The sequence below is a fragment of the Caballeronia hypogeia genome (assembly GCF_001544875.2).
In the GTDB taxonomy this organism is placed as follows: Bacteria; Pseudomonadota; Gammaproteobacteria; order Burkholderiales; family Burkholderiaceae; genus Caballeronia; species Caballeronia hypogeia.
Genome location: NZ_FCOA02000013.1, coordinates 127730 through 150310, shown reverse-complemented (window position 1 = coordinate 150310; position 22581 = coordinate 127730). Strand labels below are relative to the sequence as shown.

General features: G+C 64.2%; 25 protein-coding genes. 16 read left to right on the top strand and 9 right to left on the bottom strand.

Annotated features, from left to right (window positions below; all coding sequences use genetic code 11):
- Positions 1-21: 21 nt before the first annotated feature.
- The gene (phaP, locus tag AWB79_RS20245) at positions 22-444 is read right to left on the bottom strand and encodes a phasin family protein (protein WP_061169204.1); all 423 of its coding nucleotides are present in this window, start codon (positions 442-444) and stop codon (positions 22-24) included.
- 279 nt (positions 445-723) lie between these two features.
- Here phaP and AWB79_RS20240 point away from each other — a divergent pair, with 279 nt between their 5' ends.
- On the top strand, positions 724-915 hold the full coding sequence (locus tag AWB79_RS20240) for a DUF2964 family protein (protein WP_061169261.1): 192 nt from the start codon (positions 724-726) through the stop codon (positions 913-915).
- Positions 916-930: 15 nt separating this feature from the next.
- Here AWB79_RS20240 and AWB79_RS20235 read toward each other — a convergent pair whose 3' ends face one another.
- Positions 931-1305, bottom strand: coding sequence for a DUF3564 family protein (locus AWB79_RS20235; RefSeq protein ID WP_061169260.1), 375 nt, complete (start codon positions 1303-1305; stop codon positions 931-933).
- 571 nt (positions 1306-1876) lie between these two features.
- Between AWB79_RS20235 and AWB79_RS20230 the strand changes: the two genes are divergently transcribed.
- On the top strand, positions 1877-2866 hold the full coding sequence (locus AWB79_RS20230; RefSeq protein WP_061169259.1) for a zinc-dependent alcohol dehydrogenase family protein: 990 nt from the start codon (positions 1877-1879) through the stop codon (positions 2864-2866).
- A gap of 15 nt (positions 2867-2881) precedes the next feature.
- On the opposite strand, the gene AWB79_RS20225 is transcribed toward AWB79_RS20230, so the two are convergent.
- The 4 genes from AWB79_RS20225 to AWB79_RS20210 all read right to left on the bottom strand — a co-directional run bounded on the left by AWB79_RS20225 (position 2882) and on the right by AWB79_RS20210 (position 6107).
- A complete protein-coding gene (locus AWB79_RS20225) occupies positions 2882-3586 on the bottom strand; it encodes a helix-turn-helix domain-containing protein (RefSeq protein ID WP_061169203.1) in 705 nt (234 codons plus the stop codon).
- Between the two features lie 84 nt (positions 3587-3670).
- Positions 3671-5065 carry an ATP-binding protein gene (locus tag AWB79_RS20220; protein ID WP_061169258.1) on the bottom strand — a complete coding sequence of 465 codons (1395 nt, stop codon included), beginning with the start codon at positions 5063-5065 and terminating at the stop codon, positions 3671-3673.
- Positions 5066-5079: 14 nt separating this feature from the next.
- Positions 5080-5793, bottom strand: coding sequence for a response regulator (locus AWB79_RS20215; RefSeq protein ID WP_061169257.1), 714 nt, complete (start codon positions 5791-5793; stop codon positions 5080-5082).
- Positions 5794-5804: 11 nt separating this feature from the next.
- Complete coding sequence (locus tag AWB79_RS20210; RefSeq protein WP_061169202.1) at positions 5805-6107, bottom strand: EF-hand domain-containing protein; 303 nt, start codon at positions 6105-6107, stop codon at positions 5805-5807.
- A 270-nt stretch (positions 6108-6377) separates the two neighbouring features.
- On the opposite strand from AWB79_RS20210, the gene AWB79_RS20205 reads away from it, so the two are divergent.
- The 9 genes from AWB79_RS20205 (at position 6378) to AWB79_RS20165 (ending at position 14784) form a co-directional block, all read left to right on the top strand.
- A complete protein-coding gene (locus tag AWB79_RS20205) occupies positions 6378-6698 on the top strand; it encodes a hypothetical protein (protein WP_063963512.1) in 321 nt (106 codons plus the stop codon).
- Positions 6699-6782: 84 nt separating this feature from the next.
- A complete protein-coding gene (locus tag AWB79_RS20200; protein WP_332459670.1) occupies positions 6783-7193 on the top strand; it encodes a DUF3303 domain-containing protein in 411 nt (136 codons plus the stop codon).
- Positions 7194-7381: 188 nt separating this feature from the next.
- Positions 7382-8218, top strand: coding sequence for a 3-oxoadipate:acetyl-CoA acetyltransferase (locus AWB79_RS20195; RefSeq protein ID WP_061169255.1), 837 nt, complete (start codon positions 7382-7384; stop codon positions 8216-8218).
- Between the two features lie 177 nt (positions 8219-8395).
- A complete protein-coding gene (locus tag AWB79_RS20190) occupies positions 8396-9088 on the top strand; it encodes a FadR/GntR family transcriptional regulator (RefSeq protein ID WP_061169200.1) in 693 nt (230 codons plus the stop codon).
- A gap of 667 nt (positions 9089-9755) precedes the next feature.
- Positions 9756-10859 carry an ABC transporter substrate-binding protein gene (locus AWB79_RS20185; protein ID WP_374728557.1) on the top strand — a complete coding sequence of 368 codons (1104 nt, stop codon included), beginning with the start codon at positions 9756-9758 and terminating at the stop codon, positions 10857-10859.
- A gap of 80 nt (positions 10860-10939) precedes the next feature.
- Positions 10940-12016 (top strand): ABC transporter ATP-binding protein, encoded by a 1077-nt coding sequence (locus tag AWB79_RS20180; protein ID WP_061169198.1) that lies wholly within the window; start codon positions 10940-10942, stop codon positions 12014-12016.
- Positions 12013-12879 (top strand): ABC transporter permease, encoded by an 867-nt coding sequence (locus AWB79_RS20175; protein ID WP_061169197.1) that lies wholly within the window; start codon positions 12013-12015, stop codon positions 12877-12879. The genes AWB79_RS20180 and AWB79_RS20175 overlap by 4 nt, the downstream gene beginning before the upstream one ends.
- A gap of 68 nt (positions 12880-12947) precedes the next feature.
- The gene (locus AWB79_RS20170) at positions 12948-13787 is read left to right on the top strand and encodes an ABC transporter permease (RefSeq protein ID WP_374728556.1); all 840 of its coding nucleotides are present in this window, start codon (positions 12948-12950) and stop codon (positions 13785-13787) included.
- 61 nt (positions 13788-13848) lie between these two features.
- The gene (locus AWB79_RS20165; protein ID WP_061169195.1) at positions 13849-14784 is read left to right on the top strand and encodes an aldose epimerase family protein; all 936 of its coding nucleotides are present in this window, start codon (positions 13849-13851) and stop codon (positions 14782-14784) included.
- A 117-nt stretch (positions 14785-14901) separates the two neighbouring features.
- Here AWB79_RS20165 and AWB79_RS20160 read toward each other — a convergent pair whose 3' ends face one another.
- Positions 14902-15354, bottom strand: a complete 453-nt coding sequence (locus AWB79_RS20160) for an ANTAR domain-containing protein (RefSeq protein WP_061169194.1) — start codon at positions 15352-15354, stop codon at positions 14902-14904.
- A gap of 196 nt (positions 15355-15550) precedes the next feature.
- Between AWB79_RS20160 and AWB79_RS20155 the strand changes: the two genes are divergently transcribed.
- Complete coding sequence (locus tag AWB79_RS20155) at positions 15551-16246, top strand: response regulator transcription factor (RefSeq protein WP_061169193.1); 696 nt, start codon at positions 15551-15553, stop codon at positions 16244-16246.
- A gap of 167 nt (positions 16247-16413) precedes the next feature.
- The gene (locus AWB79_RS20150) at positions 16414-16923 is read left to right on the top strand and encodes a hypothetical protein (protein ID WP_232470941.1); all 510 of its coding nucleotides are present in this window, start codon (positions 16414-16416) and stop codon (positions 16921-16923) included.
- Between the two features lie 13 nt (positions 16924-16936).
- On the opposite strand, the gene AWB79_RS20145 is transcribed toward AWB79_RS20150, so the two are convergent.
- Positions 16937-17290, bottom strand: coding sequence for a hypothetical protein (locus tag AWB79_RS20145; protein ID WP_061169191.1), 354 nt, complete (start codon positions 17288-17290; stop codon positions 16937-16939).
- A 411-nt stretch (positions 17291-17701) separates the two neighbouring features.
- Here AWB79_RS20145 and mprF point away from each other — a divergent pair, with 411 nt between their 5' ends.
- The 3 genes from mprF to AWB79_RS20130 all read left to right on the top strand — a co-directional run bounded on the left by mprF (position 17702) and on the right by AWB79_RS20130 (position 22041).
- A complete protein-coding gene (mprF, locus tag AWB79_RS20140) occupies positions 17702-20296 on the top strand; it encodes a bifunctional lysylphosphatidylglycerol flippase/synthetase MprF (protein ID WP_096031576.1) in 2595 nt (864 codons plus the stop codon).
- Entirely contained in the window at positions 20293-21588 is a 1296-nt protein-coding gene (locus AWB79_RS20135; protein WP_061169189.1) for a virulence factor family protein, read from the top strand. The genes mprF and AWB79_RS20135 overlap by 4 nt, the downstream gene beginning before the upstream one ends.
- A 69-nt stretch (positions 21589-21657) precedes the next feature.
- Entirely contained in the window at positions 21658-22041 is a 384-nt protein-coding gene (locus tag AWB79_RS20130; protein ID WP_061169188.1) for a VOC family protein, read from the top strand.
- Here AWB79_RS20130 and AWB79_RS20125 read toward each other — a convergent pair.
- Positions 22034-22543 (bottom strand): DUF1993 domain-containing protein, encoded by a 510-nt coding sequence (locus tag AWB79_RS20125; protein ID WP_061169187.1) that lies wholly within the window; start codon positions 22541-22543, stop codon positions 22034-22036. The genes AWB79_RS20130 and AWB79_RS20125 overlap by 8 nt on opposite strands.
- Between the last annotated feature and the right edge of the window lie 38 nt (positions 22544-22581).

Genomic DNA, 22581 nt, shown 5'->3' with positions numbered 1-22581 from the left:
TGTCCGCTCACACAGCCGAGGCTAGCTCTGGGGCTTCTGAACGGAAGTCTTGAGTTCGTTCAGTGCGTCTTCCATGCGCTTGCTGACGAGCGCATAGGCTTCGGCCTGAGTTTGCTGGGTCGTGCGCGCGATGTCCTGCATGTCCGCGAGCGCGTTGTGAAGCGCGCGTTGCACGACCTCATTCGCATTGAAGGGCGGTTGCGCGGACGCGTTGGCGAATTGTCTGGCGATGGCTTCCAGCTCGCCCAGCGTGCGCCGCAGGATTTCGAGCTGCTTGTCGCGCAATGCCTCCATGCCGCCGAACGCGACGCGATTGGTCGCCGCGAGCGCCTCCACGTCCTTGCGGCGCGATTCCATGATGGCGGTGACGTCGAACCCGGGAAGCTGGTACTGCTGGAACATGGCGGCGAACTGGCTGAACGGATCGCTGAAATTTTGATTCATCGTGCCTCTCCAGGGTTCTTTCGGTTGGCCAGGACATGCGCGTGCGCGGAATCATGCCAATCCCGCGACCGGCTCCTGATACTACCAATATAAACCGTGGGAATGGGGCAAGGGAAAACACCAGAACGGAGGCGTTCTGCCCGGCAGGAGAAATGTAGGCGAAGGCGGCAGATTGATTCAGGTCAACGCGCGCCGCGCCGCCGAGGCGACCATGAAGTCATGTCGGCTGAAAAGTGCGACCGCGCGGGCGGTCGCCGCCCCTTGGCCGGGGAGGGCATCATGATCAGAGGTGAAGGGCGGATCGTCGCGGCTCTGGGCGCCGTATTCGTCACGCTCGGCGGAATCGATGCGGCGCTGCGCGGTCTGCTCTTCGACGAGACCGCCGTTACCTACTATGGCGTGCTGGCGATACTCATCGGGGCTGCGTCGTTCGTCGTGATGCTGACTCCGTTGCCTAGCGACGAGCCCTGACGATCTTGCCGGTTGCTAGCTGTCCTCCTCACCGGCAAAAACACTGTGTTCCGCCTTGATCTGCTCGCGGTCGATGCACTGCACGTGCCAGCGGCCGGTGCTATGCGCGCCCGCGCCGTCGGCATACCACAGCACGCGCCCTGCGAGGCCTTCACACGGGCCTTCGGGTGCGTCGAAATCAAGCCGTTCGAGCACGCAGATCGGCTCCTCGACGTGTTGTCCGCAGATCATCGTTCCGTTCGAACCGGAGCGCAGTCCGCCCCAGTCCGGCACTTCCACCGCCTGGTGCCCCTCGCGTGACCAGCGGCGGGTTTCCTTGTCGAGCCACAGAATGGCAAAGGCCGCGGATTGGGCGCCTTCGAAACCATCCAGCTTGACCGTGATACGCATGTCATCCTCCATGAAACGATTCGATGGATGGGACGCTCAGCACTTTCGCGCCGGCCATGAGCGTCGCCGGTTGAATGGCGGCTTGCGCCGCGCGTATTGTTAAGTCGTTACGACGCGGCCACATGGACCGCGATGAGAGGTTCGAACAGCATGCGAAAAATAAGTTTAATCGAGTCGCATGTAATGGGTTCCATCATCTTGTCGTTCGTTAAGCATGCCTGGGAATATGGAGATGCCGCACTGCAACAACAATGATTGCCCGAACAGTCAAGCAAGACCAATGCCGAATTGCACACTATGCGCACGTTCGCTTCGTCCCTGCATGTCTGAAGTTTAGTACGACAATCTGACCGTTCGACGACAGGCATCGGAGGCATATCGCCGCAGGCTTTTATCGACGGGCGACGGATCGGTGCGGCGCATCATCGCGCATGGGGTGCGTTATGGACGCGCGCTCACCGTGCACGCATGCACCAAGGCCGGTTTTCACGCCCCACTAGATCGCGAAGCTTCGACGGATCATGCACGTGGGGCGCTGCAACGCAATATCGAAAATCTGAGGAGAGCAGCCATGCGCGCGATGGTCTTCGACGGCGCTTCGCCACGCCTGCAAGCACTCGATCTTCCCGACCCGACGCCCCTGCCGGGCCAATTGCTCATCGACGTGCATGCGTGCGGAGTCTGTCGCACCGATTTGCACGTGGTCGATGGTGAGCTCGCGCATCCGAAACGGCCCCTGATTCCCGGGCACGAGATCGTCGGCGTCGTGGCGCGCGTCGGCGCGGGCGTGACCGACTTCGCACCGGGCGAGCGAGTGGGCGTGCCGTGGCTCGGACACGCATGCGGACATTGCCGATATTGCGCGGCGGGCCGCGAGAATCTCTGCGATGCGCCGGGCTTCACCGGCTATACGATCGACGGCGGCTATGCGGAGCGCGTCGTCGCGGATGCGCGCTATTGCCTGCATCTGCCGCAGCGTTATTCGGATGTGGAAGCGGCGCCGCTGCTGTGCGCGGGACTCATCGGCTATCGCACGCTCTCGATGGCGGGCGATGCGAAGCGCATCGGCATCTACGGTTTCGGGGCCGCGGCGCATATCGTCGCGCAGGTCGCGCGGCATCAGGGACGCGCGGTCTATGCGTTCACGCGTCCGGGCGACGTCGCGGCGCAGCGTCTCGCGATCAAGCTGAAAGCGCACTGGGCGGGCGGCAGCGACGAAGCGCCGCCCGACGAACTCGATGCCGCGCTGATCTTCGCGTCCGTCGGCGCGCTCGTGCCGGCGGCGCTCGCGGCGGTCGCGAAGGGCGGCGCCGTGGTGTGCGGGGGCATCCACATGAGCGACATTCCGTCGTTTCCGTATGACTTGCTGTGGGGCGAGCGGCGCGTGATGTCGGTCGCCAACCTGACGCGCGAGGATGGGCGCGAATTCATGCGTATCGCCGGGCAGTTTCATCTGGATCTGCACACGACGCCATATCCGCTCAACGACGCGAATCGCGCGCTCGCCGATCTGCGCGACGGCCGGCTGACCGGCGCGGCTGTCCTGACCATGCGCCAATGATTCGTCGAACGTTCGTTAGTTATGCTGCAACAACGCCCGATCCACGATGCGCACCGCACGCCCGTTCAATCCGATCGCGCCTTCCCGATGCAGCTTCGAGAGCATGCGGCTCACGGTTTCCAGTTCGAGGCCGAGATAGCTGCCGATATCGCCGCGCGTCATCGGCAGTTGCAACTCCGCGGCGGGTTCGCCGGATGCATCCGCGCTTGCTTCGAGCCGCTCGGAAAAGTCGAGCAGAAAGGCCGCCACCCGTTCGCGCGCGGGCATGGTGCCGAGCATCAGCGCGAGTCGCGACGCGCGCACGATTTCGGCGCTCATGATCGCGAGCAACTCGTGCTGCATCGCCGCGTACTCGCGGCACAGAGGTTCGAGAATGCCGACCGGCATGATGCGCACGACGCTCGGCTCCAGCGCGATCGCGTCGCTTTCGTGACGGCCGGTGCAGATGCCGTCGAGCCCGAGCGTTTCGTCCGTGAGATGAAAACCGGTGACCTGCGTGTGCGGCGCGCTATCGTCGTCGGCGCTTGGATAGGCCGCGACTGTCTTGAAGCAGCCGCTTTGCACGGTATAGAGGCTGCGCAGCGGCTCGCCCGCGCAATAGAGCGCGTCGCCGCGCTCGACGCTGCGGGTGGGAAACGGAATGGCGTCGGCGTCCGCGAGGCGCACATGCAGCGCCGACAGGGCAGCACGCGGGTTTGCCGGTTCGATTGGCGTGTCCATGGCGATTTCCTCCTACAGACTCAGTATGGTTCACGGATGCAGGAAAGGAAAATCGCGTGCGATCACGCGCGACCTTGCGCGGCGCTAGCGGGAATCAGGCAGGTTCTGGCGCGCTGCGTCGCCGGACAGCGGCAGCACGATGCGCGATTCCGCGCCGCCGCCGTCGCGCGCGCGCAATTCGAGCGTGCCGCCATGCAGCCGCGCGATGCGCTCGACGATGGCGAGGCCTAGTCCCGTGCCCTTCGGCTGGCCTTCGCCGCCGCCGCGCTTGAACGGCTGCTTGAGCGCTTCCGGATCCTGACCGCCGAGCCCTTTGCCGCGATCCGCGATCACGACGCACGCAGCGTTCGCTCGAGCATCGGTCCATGTGCGCACTTCCAGTCCAACTACGCCATACAGCACCGCGTTCTGCATCAGGTTCATCAGTACGCGCATCATGCTGATCGGACGAAATGCGAAGGGCTCGATCTCGCCCAGATCGAGCGCGAACTCGTGCCCGAGTCCGGCGAAATCCGCGGCCAGGCTCGCTATCAGCGCGTTGAGGTCGCCCACCACCGGTGTTTCCTTCGCGCCGCTGCCGGCGAAATCCATGAACTGCTGAAGAATCGTGTCGATGGTGTCGAGATAGCCTTCGGCCGAAGCGGTGAACGCCGCGTCCGTCGACGGCACGGAGGACATCGCCATGGCGAGGCGCAACTTGGTCATTGGCGTGCGAATGTCGTGCGAGATGCCCGCGAGCATCAGCGCGCGGGTGGCGTCCGCTTCCCTGAGCGCCGCCGTCATGCGATTGAACGCGCCGCTGACCTGCGCGATCTCGGTCGGGCCGTCAGTGGGCAGCACGCCCGGCTCGCCGCCCGCCGACACGAGCCGCGCGGCATCGGCGAGATGCGCGAGCGGACGGTTCAGGTGGCGCTGGATCACGTAGGCGGTCAGGGTCGCGAGCGAGCCCAGGCCGAGCGAAAGCAGCAGCGCGGTCGTGATGCCGTCGTCGTGCGCGGCTTCGGGCACCGGCAGGGCGAGCCAGCGCGGCTCGCCGGACAGATGCACGCGAATCCACAGACGTTGCTGGCCGTCGTCGGCGGCGTCGCCGCCTTGCCAGCGCACGAGCATGCCGGGCGGCAGATGCCGTCGCAGACTTTCGACGAACGTCCGGCGCTGATACGTCTGATAGAAGCGCAGCCGCGAATCGGACGGCGTCGCGCTGACGCCCGCAGGCAGGCCGGCGCGCACGTCGAGCTGTGCGGCAACGGTCTGCGCGGCATCGGCGGGCGTGGTCTGGAGGAGTGTGTCGAGCGTGACGATATAGCTCGCGAAGGCGCCCGCCGCGCGCTCGATGCGCGGCGTCTGGATGAAGTGCAGCAGTACCGCGATCGCGCACACCTGGCTGACCGCGACGAGCGCAACGAGCAGAAGAATATTGCGTGCAAAAAGGGAGCGCGGCACGAGGCGTGCCGGGCGCGCGGCGTTCGAGTCAGTCACACCGGTCGCGCCGCTCACGATTCGACTTCGGCGAGCAGCATGTAGCCGACGCCCCAGACAGTCTTGATGAAGCGCGGCTTGCCGGGATCTTCCTCGACGAGCTGACGCAGCCGCAGCACCTGCACGTCGATGCTGCGATCGAGCGCGTCGTGATCGCGGCCGCGCGTGCGGGCGATGAGATTGTCGCGGCTCACCGCGCGATTCGGCGACGATCCGAGCGCGCCGAGCAACTGCATCTGCGCCGAATGGATCTCGAACGGCTCGCCGTTGCGAAAGAGCTGCTGCCTGGCGAGATCGAGACGGAAATCGCCGAAGCGGATGATCTGCTGCGTGTGAGTGGGGTCGCCGGCGGCGATCTTCTGGCGGCGCAGCAACGCGCGCACGCGGGCCACGAGTTCCTGCGGAAGAAAAGGCTTCGCGAGGTAATCGTCGGCGCCGGTTTCGAGGCCGATCACCTTGTCGACCGGATCGCCCTTGGCGGTGAGCATCAGGATGGGCAAGGTCTGGCCTTCGGTGCGCAGGCGCTTGCAAACGGACAGGCCGTCCTCGGGCTCCATCATCCAGTCGAGCACGAGCAGGTCGAAAGGCTCGCGCTGCAGATAGCGGTCGAGCCGCTTGCCATTCTCGACGACGCGCACCTCGAAACCCTGTGAACTGAGAAAGCGCTGGAGCATGTTGCGCAGCTCGGCTTCGTCGTCGAGCACGATGATCTTCGGCAGGGTTTCCATGGACGCTCCGTTCAACGCTGCGCGGCATGCTCGCGCATGAAGGCTTCGATTTGCGGCAGGGTCACATAGCCGTTCTTTTGCGTGTCGATTTCATCGAAGTGCTTCGCGACGAGCGGCATGCCGGTGGACGCCTGCTGGCGGGTGAGCCTGCCGTCGTGCGTGGTGTTGGCGCTCGAAAAGCGGGTCTGCAACTGGCCCATCGCGTGCTCGATGCGCGGGCTCGCGCCCATTGGTTGAGTGGCGGTCTGCGCGCACGCCGCGCCCGATGTGACGCACGTCGCGCACAGCACAAGCATGGCAAGCATCTGTCGCATGACTCTCTCCTCGATTCGAAGGCAGTTGATGCCGATTGAACGTCCAGATTGATGCCATTTTATTGAGCCGCACGGCGAACGCAATCTCAGGGATGCTACGAATGATGTCGCCGTATTTCGCGGTCGATGCGCCTTGCACGCGACGACATCCGATGACACAAGTTATGGCTCACGCTGCGCGCGCCGCTTCGCTATCGTTCTCATCGCCGGCACAGCCGATACCTGCGCTGCTGCCGATACAACCGACTTTCGATGCATGAGGACTTCACCATGAACTTTCGTTTGCTGAGCGTTTCCGCCGTCGCCGCCATCGGTCTGACTTGTGCCAGGACGGCCTTGGCCGGTACGAGCGTGCAGGTTTCCTACGTCGCGCCCGCCGTCGTCTATGCGCCCCCCGTGCCGCGGCCGGTCTACTACGCGCCGCCGCCGTACTACTACGCGCCGGTGCGCGCCGTGGTCGTGACGCCGCCGCCGGCGCCCGTCGTGGTGACGGTGCCGCCACCGCCTGCGCCCGTGTATGTGGCTGCGCCCGCTGTGCGGATCACCTATGCGCAACCCGTGCTGGCGGCGCCGGTCGTCGTGTGGCGCTGAACGACGCGGCGCGTGCGCGTAGTCGTTTCGTGCCGCGAGCATAGTGGATTCGCGGCGCATTGAATGCGTCATGCAATACGCAAAATGCAAAGAACCGTGGTCTCGATCGCCGCCTTCTATACTGGATTTGAACCGCATCCGCCGCTGTGCCGATGCGGCGGCGAGCCCGGCGCGTCGCGCCGTTTCATGGCGTTCCAACAGGAGGATCGAGCCATGCTATTCATCGTCAACTGGACTGCGCAGCCCGAGGTCGAAAGACAGGCGGCCGAACGATTCCTTCAGACTCGTGGCGCGCCGCCCGACGGCATCCGCTTGCTGGGACGCTGGCATGCGATCGGTTCCATCTGGGGTGTGGCCGTCTGCGAATGCGATGAGATCGAGCCGCTCGCTCAATGGGCGCACGATTGGGCTGACCTCTTCATGTTCGATATCAAGCCGGCTATCACCGACGAGCAGGTCGGCAAGATGCTCGCCGATCATGCCGCTCGGCAGTAACGTAGAAGCGGTTCGATTCGTCATACGAAGCGGGAACGCGTGACACTTCCGGAGGTTAGGGTTTGTGAGGCTTGCAGTACGACACGCGATGCCTCACCATTGATAAACGTACTAGTTAGTTAAAATTAAGGCGCTGTTCTCCGTTTCCACATTTCGGCTCGGGAATGGTCGCCTTCAAGGAGCGAAGCGTGACTCAATCCCCCACGAAAGAACCCTGTGTCATATCGGTCGCCATCACCGGTTCGGTGCCGCGCAAGAAGGACAATCCTGCCGTGCCGATCACGATCGCCGAGCAGATCGAAAGCACGCACGAAGCGTATGAGGCGGGCGCGACCCTCGTGCACTTGCACGTGCGCGACGAGGACGAACGCTCGAGTTCGGATCGTCATCGCTTCGCGGAGTTGCAGGACGGTATCCGCAAACATTGTCCGGACATCATCATCCAGTTTTCCACGGGCGGGCGCGGCCGCTCGTTCGAGCAACGCGGCGCAATGCTCGACCTGAAGCCAGACATGGCGTCGCTCGCAACCGGCTCGGTCAATTTTCCGACGATCGTCTATGAAAATCCGCCCGACTTCGTGCGCTCGCTTGCGCAGACGATGCTCGATCAAAACGTGAAGCCCGAGATCGAAATCTTCGATCTGGCGATGCTCTACAGCACCGTCGATCTGGTGAATCAGGGACTGCTGAAGTCGCCGGTACATGTGCAGTTCGTGCTTGGCGTAAAGAATGCGCTCCCCGCGCGTCGCGAGATTTTGGAGTTCGAGGTCGAGCAGTTGAAGAAGAATCTGCCTGACGCGACCTGGACGGCTGCCGGCATCGGCCGTCATCAACTGGAAGTGAATCACTGGACGCTTCAACTGGGCGGCCACTGCCGCACGGGACTCGAAGACAACGTGCGCTGGGACAAGGACACGCTCGCGAAGAGCAATGCGCAACTGGTCAGCCGGGTCGCTTCGCTGTGCGCGGAGTATGGCCGTCCGGTCGCGAGCGCGAAAGAGGCGCGCAAGCTGCTTTCGCTGTAAGCATCGGTCTGCGGGAAGGGCGCGTCGCGGGTAAGCCGTGACGCGCTTTTTTTTCGCGCTGTTGCAAAGATCGAGCCCCGCCAAGTGCCGGGGGGCACTCAACCTCCCGTCCGTCCCTCCTCAAAAAAATCTGCCTTACAATCGTTCACCACCCTGACAAGCACGTCCCGCGCGAACATGAACGAGCGTAAGGCACCCGGTCTTGCCGACCGGATCTACAACGACATTCTCACCAGCATCATGGAAGGCGAGTTCAAGGAGGGCGACCGGCTCCTCACGGAACACGCGCTCGCCGAGCGTTTCGCGACCTCGCGTCCGACCGTGCGCGAGGCGCTCGCAAGGTTGCGCGCGGACGGCATCATCGTGACGAGACGTGGTTCGGGCACCGTCGTCGGACGCCGTCCCGATCCCGACGTGCGCCGTTTCGCCCCGCTGGAGACACTCTCCGACATTCGCCGCTGCTACGAGTTTCGCCTGGTCAACGAGTCCGGCGCGGCGGAACTCGCTGCCGTCAAGGCCGATGAGGAGGACGTCCGCGCCATCCAGCAGGCCTGGGAGCAACTGGAGCGCATGGTCGAAACGCAGGAAGGCATCGGCGCGAAAGACGATTTCGCGTTTCATCTCGCTGTCGCGCGGGCATCGAAGAATCAGTTTTTCATCACCGTGCTGTCCTTCATCGAAGAACAGATCGAAGTCAGCATGAATCTGTCGCGCAATCTCTCGTACGTGAAGACGCTCGAGCGGCAGCGACTCGTGCAGCGCGAGCATCTGGAAGTGCTCGAAGCCATCCGTGCGAAGGACCCGGAACGCGCCGGAAAAGCGATGAGAGCGCATCTCGAAAACGCTATCGAGCGCATGTTCGGCGATTAGGCGGTCGCGTAGTTGTCACACAACCGTGGCGATCGTAGCCGACATTTTCCCATTCTTGATAAAGTTGCCTGACAACTTTGGTCGAACAAGCGGACCTGTGCGCGTAGTCAAGCGCCCATCAGACCGACGCCCAAACGCTCGCCGCGATGACGCGATACTTTGCTCTGACAAAACTTCTCCACCCAATCTCGCCCATCCACGCTCAGTCGGACATCGCCAGGGGCGCGAGTGTGCTGGATGCTCTCAACAAGGAAACTCGGAGGAAACCTGCAGGAAACCCCAGTTAAATGCAGTTAAAAAAGGGAGGAAACAAGCGCTCGGGGTATATCCCGAGGACGCTTGCAAAGCGCTATCGGCAGAGGAAAAAGAGCCTTTCGGGTGTTTCGGTAACAACCTTAGTGTGATCCGATTTGCTTGACATCCTATAACCGGGTTGGCTATTTTTCAGCATCCGGTCGCAACGAGGACGCACGCGCACAAAGACACGCGATAACCAGAACGAAGTACAAACAGGCCGGCGATCGACACAACCGACAACATCGTCGATAAGCCCGGACCTCTTCCCGACCCATGGTTGCGAGAGAAGTGAGGAGACAAAATGGCTTTCAAGGCAGGACTGTCAGTGAAACTGGCGGCGATTTGCGTCGCCGTGAGCGGGGTTTTCGGCATGAGCGCGGCACACGCGGCCGATCCCGTATCGATCAACATCGTCGACGTCGCAGGTAATCTGCAACTGACGCAAAAGGGCTTCGAGGCGTTCAAGACCAAGTATCCCGACCTGGTTTCCAGCATCACCTTCACGAACGCGCCCGCGCCGCAGTTGCCGGGCAAGATCAAGGCGATGCAGGCGGCGGGGCGCTCGGACATCGACCTCGTCGTGACCGGCACCGACGCGCTCGCGGCCGGCATTCAGCAAGGCCTGTGGGAAAAGCTGCTGCCCGACCAGTCGAAGGCGTTCCCCGGCGTGCTCGACAAATACGCGCCCGGCCCGCGCAAGATGCAGGACATCGCGCAGGGCTACGGTCTCGAAGTTACCTACATGCCGGCGGGCCCGCTGCTCGAATACAACCCGGCCAAGGTCACTGATGTTCCCAAGACGCCCGATCAGTTGCTCGCGTGGTGCAAGGCGCATCCGAACAAACTGATCTACGCGCGTCCGGCGAATTCCGGCCCGGGCCGCACCTTCCTGATGGGCCTGCCGTACGTGCTCGGCGACAAGGACCCGATGGACCCGATCAACGGCTGGGACAAGACCTGGGCGTTCCTCAAGCAGCTCAACGACTGCATTCCGTACTACCCGGGCGGCACGTCGGCGGTGATGAAGGAACTGGGTGAAGGCACGCGCGACATGACCGTCACCGTGACCGGCTGGGACATCAATCCGCGCGCGCTCGGCATCGTGCCGGCCGACTTCAAGGTCGCCGCGTTCGACAACATGACGTGGGTCAACGACGCGCACTACATGGTGATTCCGAAGGGCGTGCCCAAGGAAAAGCTCGACGTGCTCTACAAGCTGATGAACTTCATGCTCGAGCCGGCGCAGCAGGCGCTCACGTATGACGACGGCTACTTCTATCCGGGCCCGGCGGTGAAGGACGTGCCGCTTTCGATGGCGCCGGCGAAGAGCCAGGAAGTCATCCAGAAGTTCGGCCGGCCGGAGTACGCGAAGCTGCTGGCGGATCGTCCGCACGTGCTGCCGCTCAGCGCCCAGGCGATGGTCGCGGCATTCCAGAAGTGGGACCGCGAGATCGGCGCGGCCAAGTCCAAGTAAGTCGGCGTATCGCTGTGATGAGACGGCGGCGTTCCTAGCGAGGAGCGTCGCCGCTTGTACAAAAAAGCGCAGGAAATGTCATGAAGCATACTTTTGAGCAGTTGCGCCTCGACTCGGTCTCGCGCAGCTTTACCAATGCGGAAGGGCAACAGCTCGCCGCGTTGAAGGGCCTCGATCTGAATATCCAGCGCGGCGAGTTCATCGCGCTGCTCGGGCCGTCGGGCTGCGGCAAGTCGACCGCGCTGAACTGCATCGCCGGATTGCAGCCGCTGACAGGCGGCGGCATCTGGCTCGACGACAAGCGCATCGACGTGTTGCCGCCGGAGAAGCGCGGCTTCGGCATGGTCTTTCAGAACTACGCGCTGTTTCCGCACATGTCGGTGCTGGATAACGTCGGCTTCGGCCTGAAGATGCAGGGCGTGTCGAAGGCCGAGACGATGAAGCGCGCAAAGGCCGCGCTGCAGCTCGTGCAGCTCATCGGGCATGACGCGAAGCTGCCGGGCCAGTTGTCGGGCGGACAGCAGCAGCGCGTCGCGATCGCCCGCGCGATCGTCATCGAGCCGCCGCTCGTGCTGATGGACGAGCCGCTCTCGAACCTCGACACCAAGCTGCGCATCGAGATGCGCGCCGAAATCCGCCGCATTCACGGCAAGCTGGAGCGCGCGACCATCTACGTGACGCACGATCAGGACGAGGCGCTCTCCATGGCCGACCGCATTGTCGTGATGAAAGAGGGCGTCGTGCAGCAGGTGGCGTCGCCGAAGGAAGTCTATTCGCGGCCGAAGAACCTGCACGTCGCGCGTTTCATGGGCTTTCGCAATGTCGTGCAGGCAACCCTCGAAGGCACGCAGGGCGAGGGCGTCGCAGTGAATGCCAACGGCGTGAAGCTGCTCGGCACGCCGATGGAGGGTTTCGACAGCAAGCGCGTGTCCGTCGCCTTGCGTCCGGAAGACATGGAGCGCGCGTCGCCCGGCACGGAGAACGCTCTCGATGCCCACGTGGAAGTCGTCGAATACGGCGGCCGCGATTCGCTCATCATCGTGAATACGGCGTTCGGCAAGCTGTGGGCGCGCATCGCGGGCGAATGCAGCGAAGGCGAGCGCATCACGCTGCGCGTCGCGCCTTCGAAGACGCTCGTGTACGGAGAAGAAAAATGATCGCGCTTCCCGCGCAGCAACGCGATCCGAAGGGCTGGCTGGTCGCGCCGGCGCTCATCTTCATCATCGCGCTGTTCATCTATCCGTTCGCGTACGGGCTGATGCTGTCGTTCAATCCGATGAACGGCGGCGGCATGTGGGCCAACTACATCACGTTCTTCACCGATACGTCGATGTGGCCGACCATCATCGTCACGCTGAAGCTCGCCGTGCCCGCGACGATCATCAACGTGGGGGTGTCGGTGCCGGTGGCGTTCGCGCTGCGGCGCACCTCGCCGTTCCAGAAGTTCGTGACCACGCTGCTGGTCGTGCCGGTGACGCTCGGCACCGTACTGATCGCCGACGGCATGCTGACTTACTTCAGCCCGAACGGCTGGTTCCCGCAAGCCTTGCAGGCGCTGCATCTGTATGGCGATGAAGTGCGCCTCACGCACAACTACTGGGGCGTGCTGATTTCGCTGATCGTGTCGGGCTTTCCGTTCGCGTTCCTGCTGACGCTGTCGTACGTGACGGGCATCGATCCGACGCTCGCGCGCGCGGCGGCCACGCTCGGCGCGAGTCCGTGGCAGCAGTTCCGTCAGATCTATCTGCCGCTGCTCTTGCCCGGCCTCACGATGACGGCGTGCCTGTCCTTCGTGCAGGCGTTCTCGGTGTTTCCGTCGGCGGTGCTCCTCGGCGCGCCGGCTGGCCCGACGCGGGTGATTTCGATCGCCGCATCGGAGGCCGCGTTCGAGAGCTACGACTACGCGCTCGCATCGACGATCGCAATCGTGATGGGCTTCGTGCAGTTGCTCGTCGTCGGCGGCATGCTCGGCGCGCGGCGCTTCTTCTACACCGGCCCGGTGACGGGAGGCAAGGGATAATGACAACCGATAACCACGCGGCGCCCGGCTGGCAGGCTGGCGCGCACACCCCAAGCACCGGCAAGCAAATGAAACAGCAACGAAGCCTGCGGGACAAGTTATGGAAGGCCTTCGTCTGGACGACGATGGGCTTCTTCCTCGTGAACGTGTTGCTGCTGATCGCGACCGTCGCCGTGAATTCGGTGGCGACGCGCTGGTTCGGCACGCTGCTGCCGCAAGGCTTCACGCTGCACTGGTACGCGCAGGCATGGAGCGACTTCCAGCTCTCCAGCGTGCTGCTCGTCACGCTCGAAGTCGTGGGCGCGGTGGTGCTGCTGTCCATCGCGCTGGGCGTGCCGGCGGCTTATGCGCTGGCGCGCGTGCAGTTCCCCGGCAAGCGCTTCGCGATGCTCGTGTTCCTGCTGCCTTTGATGGTGCCACCCGTGACCTACGGCATTCCAATGGCGACGGTCATGTACAAGTTCCACTTGGCGGGCACGCTCACCGGCGTGATTCTCGCGAATCTGGTGCCGGCGCTGCCGTTCGTGATTCTAGTGATGACGCCGTTCATCGAGCAGATCGATCCGAACCTGGAATCGGCCGCGCGCATTTTCGGGGCGAACACCGCGCGCTATTTCCGCTACGTGCTGCTGCCGCTGCTCGTGCCGGGCATGCTGGCTGCTGGCTTGCTGGTGCTGGTGCGCACCATCGGCATGTTCGAGCTGACGTTCTTCACCGCCGGGCCGACCACGCAGACGCTGGTCGTCGCGCTGTACTACGCGGTCTTCTCGACGGGCGTGCGCGCGCCGCAGTCCATCGACGCCATGGCGATGATCTACATGGCCATCACGATGGTCTGGGTGCTGATTGCGCTGCAGTTCGTGAGCCCGACGCAGCTCGTGTCGCGCGTGAAGGAACAGAAGCAGTGATGTGTGTCGGCGCAGCCGCGCAATGCGGCTGCGCGCGGGTTCTCCATACCGAAGCAGTATCGTGACGAAATTCCGTGAAGTCGTAGAACTGAACGCCGAGCCGCGCCTCGTCATTTCGAGCGGGCCACATGTCATCGAGCTCGCGCCGGAGGCGGGCGGGCGCGTCACGCGCTTCGCCACGCGCGACGAGCACGGCGTGCAGGAATGGCTCGCGCCGGTGCTGGCCGCGGGCTGGCCGTGCGATGCGTGGCCGAAAGGCGGCAGCTATCCGCTCGTGCCGTTTTCCAATCGCGTACGCGATGCGCGTTTTCCCGCACCCGATGGTTCCATCGTCGAACTGGCGACGTTTCCGGGCATGGTCCACGCGCTGCACGGCTTCGGCCAGTTCGCGGCATGGAGCGTGGAGCTTCAGGAGACCGATTGCGCCGTGATGCGCTATCTGCACGACGAGGGCGCGCATGGCTGGCCGTGGGCGTTCGAAGCCGTGCAACTGATCGAGGTGAACGAGGAAGGCGCGCGCATGTCGATGCGCGTCGTGAACCGCTCGTCGCAGCCAATGCCTGTCGGTCTCGGCTTTCATCCATACTTCAACGCGCAGCGAGCCGAGCTCGTTACGACAACCCACTGGCGTCACGAGGCGGAGATCGCGATCGAGCCGACGCCGGAGCATCCGGTACGGCGGCACGTGCGCGAAGCCGAGGGTTACACGCGCTATCTGTGCGGCTGGGACGGCCACGCGACGCTGTATTTCCCGCACGGCCGCACCCTGCGCCTGCATGCCGACGACGCGCTCGGCCACGTAGTCGTGCATTGTCCGGCGGGCGCGGGCTATCTCTGCGTCGAGCCGGTCTCGCACGTGAGCGACGGCTTCAATCTCGCGGCGCGCGGCTTGCCGGGCACGGGTGTCGCGCTCATCGAGCCAGGTCGTGAAATACGGGCGTCGCTCGCGATGGCAACCGGCGCGACCCAGGCCCCACGCGACGCCGACGCCGCCTGACACGCGCTTCGACACAGGTGCGCTCGCGGCCGGCGGCGCAGCGCGAGGCATGTGCCGGCAGAATTCCTCCGACGACGAGGCAGACATCCTTGTACATGGCGGCACCTCCTGAAGACATCAGCGTGTGAACGGCGTGGAAAAGAAAGCTTCGACCAGATCGACGATGCGCCAGGTCGCGCAGGGACGGCGGCAATGCGCGTCGAAGCCGGCGTCCTTGAGGGTTTGCACCGGATCGGCGGGCCAGACGTTGCTCATCGCGACGAGCAGGCGTCCGGGGACGTCGGCATCCATGCGCAGCGTGCGTAGAAAGACGTAGCCGGAGTCGCTGTCGAGACTGGTGTCGAGCAGAAGCGCCTGCGGCTGCCAGCTCTGGACCAGTGCGCGCACGGACTTGAGATCCTGCGAATGGATGACCTGCAAGCCTTTCTGGCGGAGCTGAACGGCGAGCGAATCGCCGATCGACTTGTCCTTGTGGGCGATCAGCACGCGGCGCGAGGCATCGCCCACGCGCGCCCGCTTGACGCGCCATAACGCGAATTCGCTTTCGTTGTCGACGAATCGGCTCGACATCTCATCCTCCGTGCCCGGACCCGGCAGCCTGATTGATTCGATGCCGCCAGTTTCGACCGGACGTGCTCGTTTCCAAACCCGGCACGGGAAGGGAAAGCGAGGCATTTTAGGAGACAGGCGATTGAATCCCCGCGAAAGAGGGGGTGGAAGTCGGTCAGCGCTCGCGTAATATCGGAACCGTTCTCGGAGCGTCGCAATGGAAAATGGCTATTTCAAAACTGTGTTGCTAGTAGAGGACGAAGGGCTCACCAGGAGCGCGATGAAAAGCCTCATCCTGGCGAACGAGCCTTTGCTCGAAATCGACGAAGCCGACGGCGTCGAGCAGGCCAAAGCGAAGCTTTCGGCTAATACGTACGACCTGATGTTCCTCGATTACCACTTGCGCGGTCAGGCCACCGGCCTCGATCTGCTCAACTGGATTCGCGAAGAGGAGCGCGAGGTGCAGACGATCATGCTCTCGGCGCAGGACGACCGCGACACCGTGCTCGACTGCATCAAGAACGGCGCGTGCGGTTTCATCTCGAAAGGCAGCGAGCAGGGCGCGGGTGTGTTCCGCGAGGCGCTGAAGACCATCCTCAACGGCCGCGTCTATCTGCCGAACACCGTGCTCGGCAAGGGCGGTCACAGCCCGAAGCCGGTGTCGCCGCACGCGGGCGTGACGATCGAATCGCTCGAACTGCCGCCGCGCCTGACGGAAACCCTGCGCTATCTGCTGCAAGGGCTGTCGAACAAGGCGATCGCGCGCAAGATGAACATCAGCGAGAACACCGCGAAGGAATATTCGAGCGATCTGCTCGCGCGCTTCCACGTCACGCGGCGCACTTTCCTGATCGTCGAAATGGCGCGGCGCGGCATCGAAATGCCCTTGAGCAATACGTCGTCGGCTTCCTGATCTCGAATCCTCTTGGCGACGCGGGCGCACCGAAAGTGCGTCCGCCTCGTCGCATGCGCACCGCGTCCCCTTTTGTCATCGTCCGAAGAATTCATATCGGGATGGTAAGGTAGAGCCCCGACTATTTCGAGACAGGCTCAGCGCAAGTGATTCGCAGGATGACGCTCATGAAAATGAAAGGCGCCGGCACGGCTTTGACGGTGACAGCGGCGCTGGTTCTCGGCGCATGCGCGCCGCTTCCGCAGCAGAACGGCACGGCCGCAGACGCGGCGGCCTCGGGCGCCTCGGCGGTCCAGGCAGCGCAGGCGCCCAAGCCGCCCGCGCCCCCGGCTCCGCCCGGCGAACAGCGCATCATGGTCGGCACGCCGGGCGGCTATCACCTGATGGTCAAGACGACGCCGCCGAAGCAGGTCTGCGACAACGACGCCTTCGCCGATGGCGTGCGTTACGGCTATGCGCTGACGTGGAACCGGCTGGTGGGCGAGGAAGCGCGCAATGGCGGCAAGCCGAAGCGCAAGTTCGACGCCGCCGCCGTCCATTCACAGGACGACCAGTACAAGATCCAGTGGGACGGCAAGGAGCGCGTCAACGCGTGCGCGTCGGACGGATATCTGATTGGGCGCGTGGTCGGCACGCATCTGGCCGGCGTCGACATGCGCAACGGGAAGCCGTCCTGATCGCGAGTGGGCGTCAGTCGCAGGCGTGCGTGGCCGCGAGATAGCGGCTCGCGACGGCGACGTCGCCATACAGCGTGTAGCCGGTGCCCCCCGCCGACGCCTGCGCGATCACCAGCACGATCGACTGGCTCGTCGCTCCGCCGCTCGGTATGGAGACGGCCAGCGTGTCGGAGCTCGGGTTGTACTCGCGCACCCGCCCGGCGATCGGGGTCCATTTCTCCTTCACGCATCGAACGAAATCGTAGGGTTTGTATTGCGATGTGCCGGAGCCGACCGGGACGGTCTTGAGCAGCGAGTCGTCGGTCGATACGCATGCGCTCAGCGCCGTCACGGCCGCCGCCGATAGAAGTGCAATCGTTCTTTTCATGGTTTCAATGCCCTTTCGTATTAACCGCGCGAGCTTGCGGCACGCGTCGATTCGACTGCCGCAACGCCGCGGACGTCGATCCTAACCGCTTCTCTGACAAACCGTAAAGCGCGTGCAAAGGACAGAATCGGTCATTTGTGCGGCTTTTTATCGCCCTGGGCAGCCGCGCCAGCGTTGAAAGCAAGCTTTCGATTCGTAGTTTTCCCAATATTGATCAAGTCGGGTCAACCATCGCCGTTATATAGGCGTTTCATGCCTTGAAGCCTTTTGTATGGCGCGAGCGCGGGCGGCGGGAGCCGAAATGACGCTCTCCGACCGCGTTCGACGCGCGGGCCCCCGATAACCGTGATGTACCCGTTGCCGTCGCCGGAATACTGACGATGAGCAGCGTGAGCCAGTCTGATAGAACGCATGTCTCGTACAAAGTTGCTCGCCCGGCTTCGCGCCATTTCTACCGTCGGACGTCCGTCCGGCGGAGTAAATTTTCAGCGGCTTGCCACGCCCGCGCTCACGGTCGTCATCTGTGTGCTGCTGCTGGTGGTGTTCCAGCATCTTTCGCGCGCGGTCGACTACAAATCCGTGATGCATTCGCTGCGCATGATGACACCGCAGGCGTGGATCGCGGCGCTGTTCGCCACCGCGCTCAGCTTCGCGGCGCTGGTCGGGCGCGACGCGGTCGGTCTGCGGCACATCGGCGTGAAGATGCCGCGTTCCCTGCTGTGGGTAGGCGCGACGGTCGGCTCGGCGCTCGGCAACGTTACGGGTTTCGGCGCGCTGACGGGCGGGGCCGTGCGCTGCCGCGTCTATGGCGCGGCTGAAGTCACGCCGTCGCAGGTCGGCCGCCTGACGATCTTCACGAGCGTCACGCTCGCGCTGTCGCTGGCGTTCATGGCCGCAGCCGGCATGCTGTTCGGCGCCGGCACGCTCTCGGGCATGATGCATGTGCCGCCCGCCGCGCTGCGCGCGACCGGCGGCGCGCTGCTTGGCGTGTTCGCGGTCATGGTCGTGCTCTGCGGCCGCGAGCCGCGCACGCTGCGCTCGCGCTGGAAGTGGCTGTCGTTCACGGTGCCCGCGCGCCGCGATTTCGTCGCGCAGGCCGCGCTCGCCGTCGTCGATGTCTTCGGCGCCGGGCTCGCGCTGTGGGCGCTGCTGCCGAGCCCGCAAGTCGGCTTCGGCGAATTCATGACGGTGTTCTCGGCGGCGATGCTGCTCGGCATGATCGGCCATACGCCGGGCGGCGTCGGCGTGTTCGAGGCGGCGATGGTGTTCGCGCTCGGCGGCAGCGCCCGGACGCCGGACGTGCTTGCCGCGCTGCTCGCCTATCGCGCGATCTACTTCGGCTTGCCGCTGATCCTCTCGGCGGGCGTGATGGCCGCGTTCGAAGGCCGCGCGCTCAAGGGCCGCTTCGACATGCTGAGCCCGGCGCGCGTGTCGCAACTCGCGCCGCTGTTCCTGTCGATCGTCACTTTCGCCGCCGGCTCGATGCTCGTCATTTCCGGCGCGACGCCCGCGTTCAAGATGCGTATCGCGGTGCTGCAGACCATCGTGCCGCTGTGGGTGCTGGAAAGCTCGCAACTGCTGGGCTCGGTGTTCGGCGTGCTGCTGCTGTTCGTCGCGCGCGGCCTGATGCGCCGGCTGGACGCCGCCTGGTGGCTCGCGCTCATCCTCGCGGTGGCCAACCTGGCGCTGTCGCTGGCCAAGGGTCTCGCGTTCGTCGAAGCGGGCGTGCTGGCGTTCCTGATCGTCCTGCTCATGCTGACGCGCGAGCGCTTCAACCGCCGGTCCTCGCTGTTTGCCGAGCGTTTCACTGCGACCTGGCTGATCTCGATCGGCGTCGTGATGGCGGTCGCCATGTGGATCATGTTCTTCGCCTTCCGCGACGTTCCCTACAGCCGCGATCTCTGGTGGCAGTTCGCCTTCGACGAGCGCGCTCCGCGTGCACTGCGCGCGACGCTCGCCGCGGCGGTGTTCGCCTCGGCATTCGGCCTGTGGCAACTGCTGCGCCCGGCGGCGGGCCGTTTCGTGAAGCCCGCGCCGCAGGATCTGCTCGACGCGGCGCGCATCTTCCGCGCGCAGGAGCGGAGCGACGCCGGCCTCGCGATGATGGGCGACAAGAGCTTTCTCTTCTCCGAGTCGCGCGAAGCGTTTCTGATGTTCGCAAAGCACGGCCGTACGTGGGCCGCGCTGCACGATCCGGTGGGCCCGCGCCGCGAATGGGCGGAGCTGATCCGCAAGTTCGTCGAGCTCGCGCACGCGCACAACGGCCGCGCGGCGTTCTATCAGGTTCGCGCCGACGCGCTGCCGCTCTATCTCGACGCCGGTCTCACCCTGATGAAGCTCGGCGAGGAAGCACACGTCGCGCTGTCGGATTTCGATCTGAAGGGCTCGCACCGCTCGCATCTGCGCTATGCGCTCAAGCGCGGCGAACGCGACGGCTTCGATACCGAAGTGATCGGGCCCGAGCACATCGCCGAAAGCATGCCGATGCTGCGCGCCATCTCCGATGACTGGCTCGACAGCCGCTCCGCGCGCGAGAAGAGCTTCTCGGTCGCGGCGTTCAACGAGGAATATCTCGCGGCGCAGTCGGTGCTGCTGGTGCGTCAGCAGGGCGAGCCGGTCGCGTTCGTCACCTTCATGACGACGGACATGAACACCGAGGCGACCGTCGGCGTGATGCGCCATGTGTCGGCGGCGTCGCCGTACGCGATGGAGTACCTCTTCACGAAGCTCGCGCTGCATCTGAAGGAAGCGGGTTTCAGGTCGCTGTCGCTGGGCATCGCGCCGCTGTCGGGCATGGACCCGACGCCGCTCGCGTCGCACTGGCATCGGCTCGCCGGGCTGGTCTGGCGTTTCGGTGGCCGCTTCTACAACTTCCGCGGACTGCGGGGCTTCAAAAGCAAGTTCCAGCCGCGCTGGGAGCCGCGTTATCTGGCGGCGTCCGGTTCGGTCGGCGTATTTTTCACTTTGGCGGATCTCTCGCTTCTCGCGGGCGGCTGGCGTTCATGAAATTCTCGAGCAAGAAAGCGGCGGCGCTGATTATGGCCGCCGTCTGCGGTGTGTCCGTATTTGGCGCGGCGCGAGCCGCCGAATCGATTCCCGGCGGCCGATACGGCCAGGTGATGCTGACGAAGCCCACCGGTGACATGACCGGGTTCGTCGTGCTGTTCTCGGAAAAAGGCGGCTGGACACCCGCCGACCAGCAAGCCGCCGACGCGCTCGCCACGAAAGGCGCAATGGTGATCGGCGTCGACACGATGAAGTACGCGGCGCAACTGAAGGCCGACAAGACCGAGAAGTCGTGCCACAACCTCGTCGGCGATGCGGAGAACATGAGCCATCAGCTCGAACGCACCGTTCAGACGAATCGCTATCACGCGCCGATTCTCGTCGGCACGGGGCAGGGCGCGATTCTCGCGGAGAGCGCGCTGAAGCAGGCGCCGGATAATACGGTCGCGGGCGCGGTGTCGCTGGCGGCGGACCCGATGCTCGACGCGCGGTTCAATCCTTGTGCGCCGGATTCGACCATCATCCACGCGAAAGGCTTGCCGGGCTTCTTCGAATACACGGCGGTGCTCGAAGCGAACCGCTCGAAGGCAGATGCGCTCGTCGCGATGACGGCGCCGCACCTCAAGAAGTCCGAGCCGCTCGCCGATGGCGACGTCTCCGATCTTCCGCTGATCGAATTGCGCGCCGCGCAGCCGACCGATCTCCTTGCGATCGTCATTTCCGGCGACGGCGGTTGGCGCGATCTCGACAAGACCATGGCGCTGGCGCTGCAGAAAGACGGCGTGTCGGTTATCGGCATCGACTCGCTGCGCTACTTCTGGAGCGAGAAGTCACCGCAGCAGACCGCTAACGATATCGCCCGCGTGATCCGCGCGTACAGCGCGCGCTGGCACACGAGCCACGTGGCGCTGCTCGGCTATTCGTTCGGCGCGGACGTGATGCCTTTCGCGTATAACCGTCTGCCGGACGCGGTGCGCGATCAGGTGTCGTATATCTCGCTGATGGGCTTTTCCCCGGCAGCGGATTTCCAGATCCGCGTGACGGGCTGGCTCGGCATGCCCGCAAGCGACAAGGCGCTCAAGGTACGGCCGGAGTTCAACAAGCTGCCGCCGGCGATGGTGCAATGCATTTACGGCGAGAAGGAAGAGGACACGCTGTGTCCGGAACTGACGAAGACGGGCATCGAAGTGGTGAAACTGCCGGGGGATCATCACTTCGGAGGCGACTACGACGCGCTCGCGCGCCGGATTCTCGCGGGGTGGCGAAAGCAGATCGCGGCGCGGCAGGGGTGAGCGTCTCGGGCCGTCGCCTGGCGGCCTGAACCGTGCGACCATGACCGCACTTCCCCGAAGGAGTCCGGCATGTCCCTGATCGATCACCTCGACCATCTCGTGCTCACTTGCGTCGATGTCGAAGCGACCAAACGCTTCTACGTCGACGTTCTCCAAATGAAGCTCGAAACCTTCGGCGAAGGCCGCGTGGCGTTTCGCTTCGGCAATCAGAAAATCAACCTTCACGTGCGCGGCGCGGAATTCGAGCCGAAGGCGCATCTGCCCGTGCCGGGCGCGCTCGATCTGTGCTTTATCGCCACGGTGCCGCTCGATCGGGTGATCGAGCGGCTCGAGCAGATGAACGTGCCGATCATCGAAGGTCCGGTCGAGCGCACGGGCGCCACTCAAAAACTGCGCTCGGTCTATGTGCGCGACCCGGACTACAACCTCATCGAGATTTCCGAGCTTATTTGAGCGGGCCGAGAAAGTCCCGCTTGCCGATCGGCGCGCCCAGATGACGCAGGATGTCGTGCGTCGTCACGACATGAAAATAGAAATTCGGCAGCCCGAAGCCGAGCAAATAATCGACGCCCGAGAACGACGGCGAGAAATCCGGAAATTTCAGCGTGACGGTGCGCGTTTCGCTGTCGACGAGCGCGCCCTTGTCGATGCTCTTCAGAAACGCGATCGTCTTCTCGATGCGCGCCTGCAGCGTCGGAAAACTGTCCTCGTTGTCCTCGAAACGCGGCGCCTCGACGCCTGACAGACGCGCCGCCGACAGCTTCGCCGTGTCGCTCGCGCGCTGGATCTGCGCGGCGAGCGGCAGCATGTCGGGCGCGAGGCGCGCGTTGATCACATCGGCGTGCGCGAGGCCTTTCTGATCGGCGAAGGCCGCGCCTTTTTCCAGCAGATCCGCGCACACTTCGAGTCCACGAATGAAGACTGGAATCGACGCGCGATACATCGTAAGAGACATGGGAATGCGCTCCTTGAGATTGTGTTCGAAGGGGACAC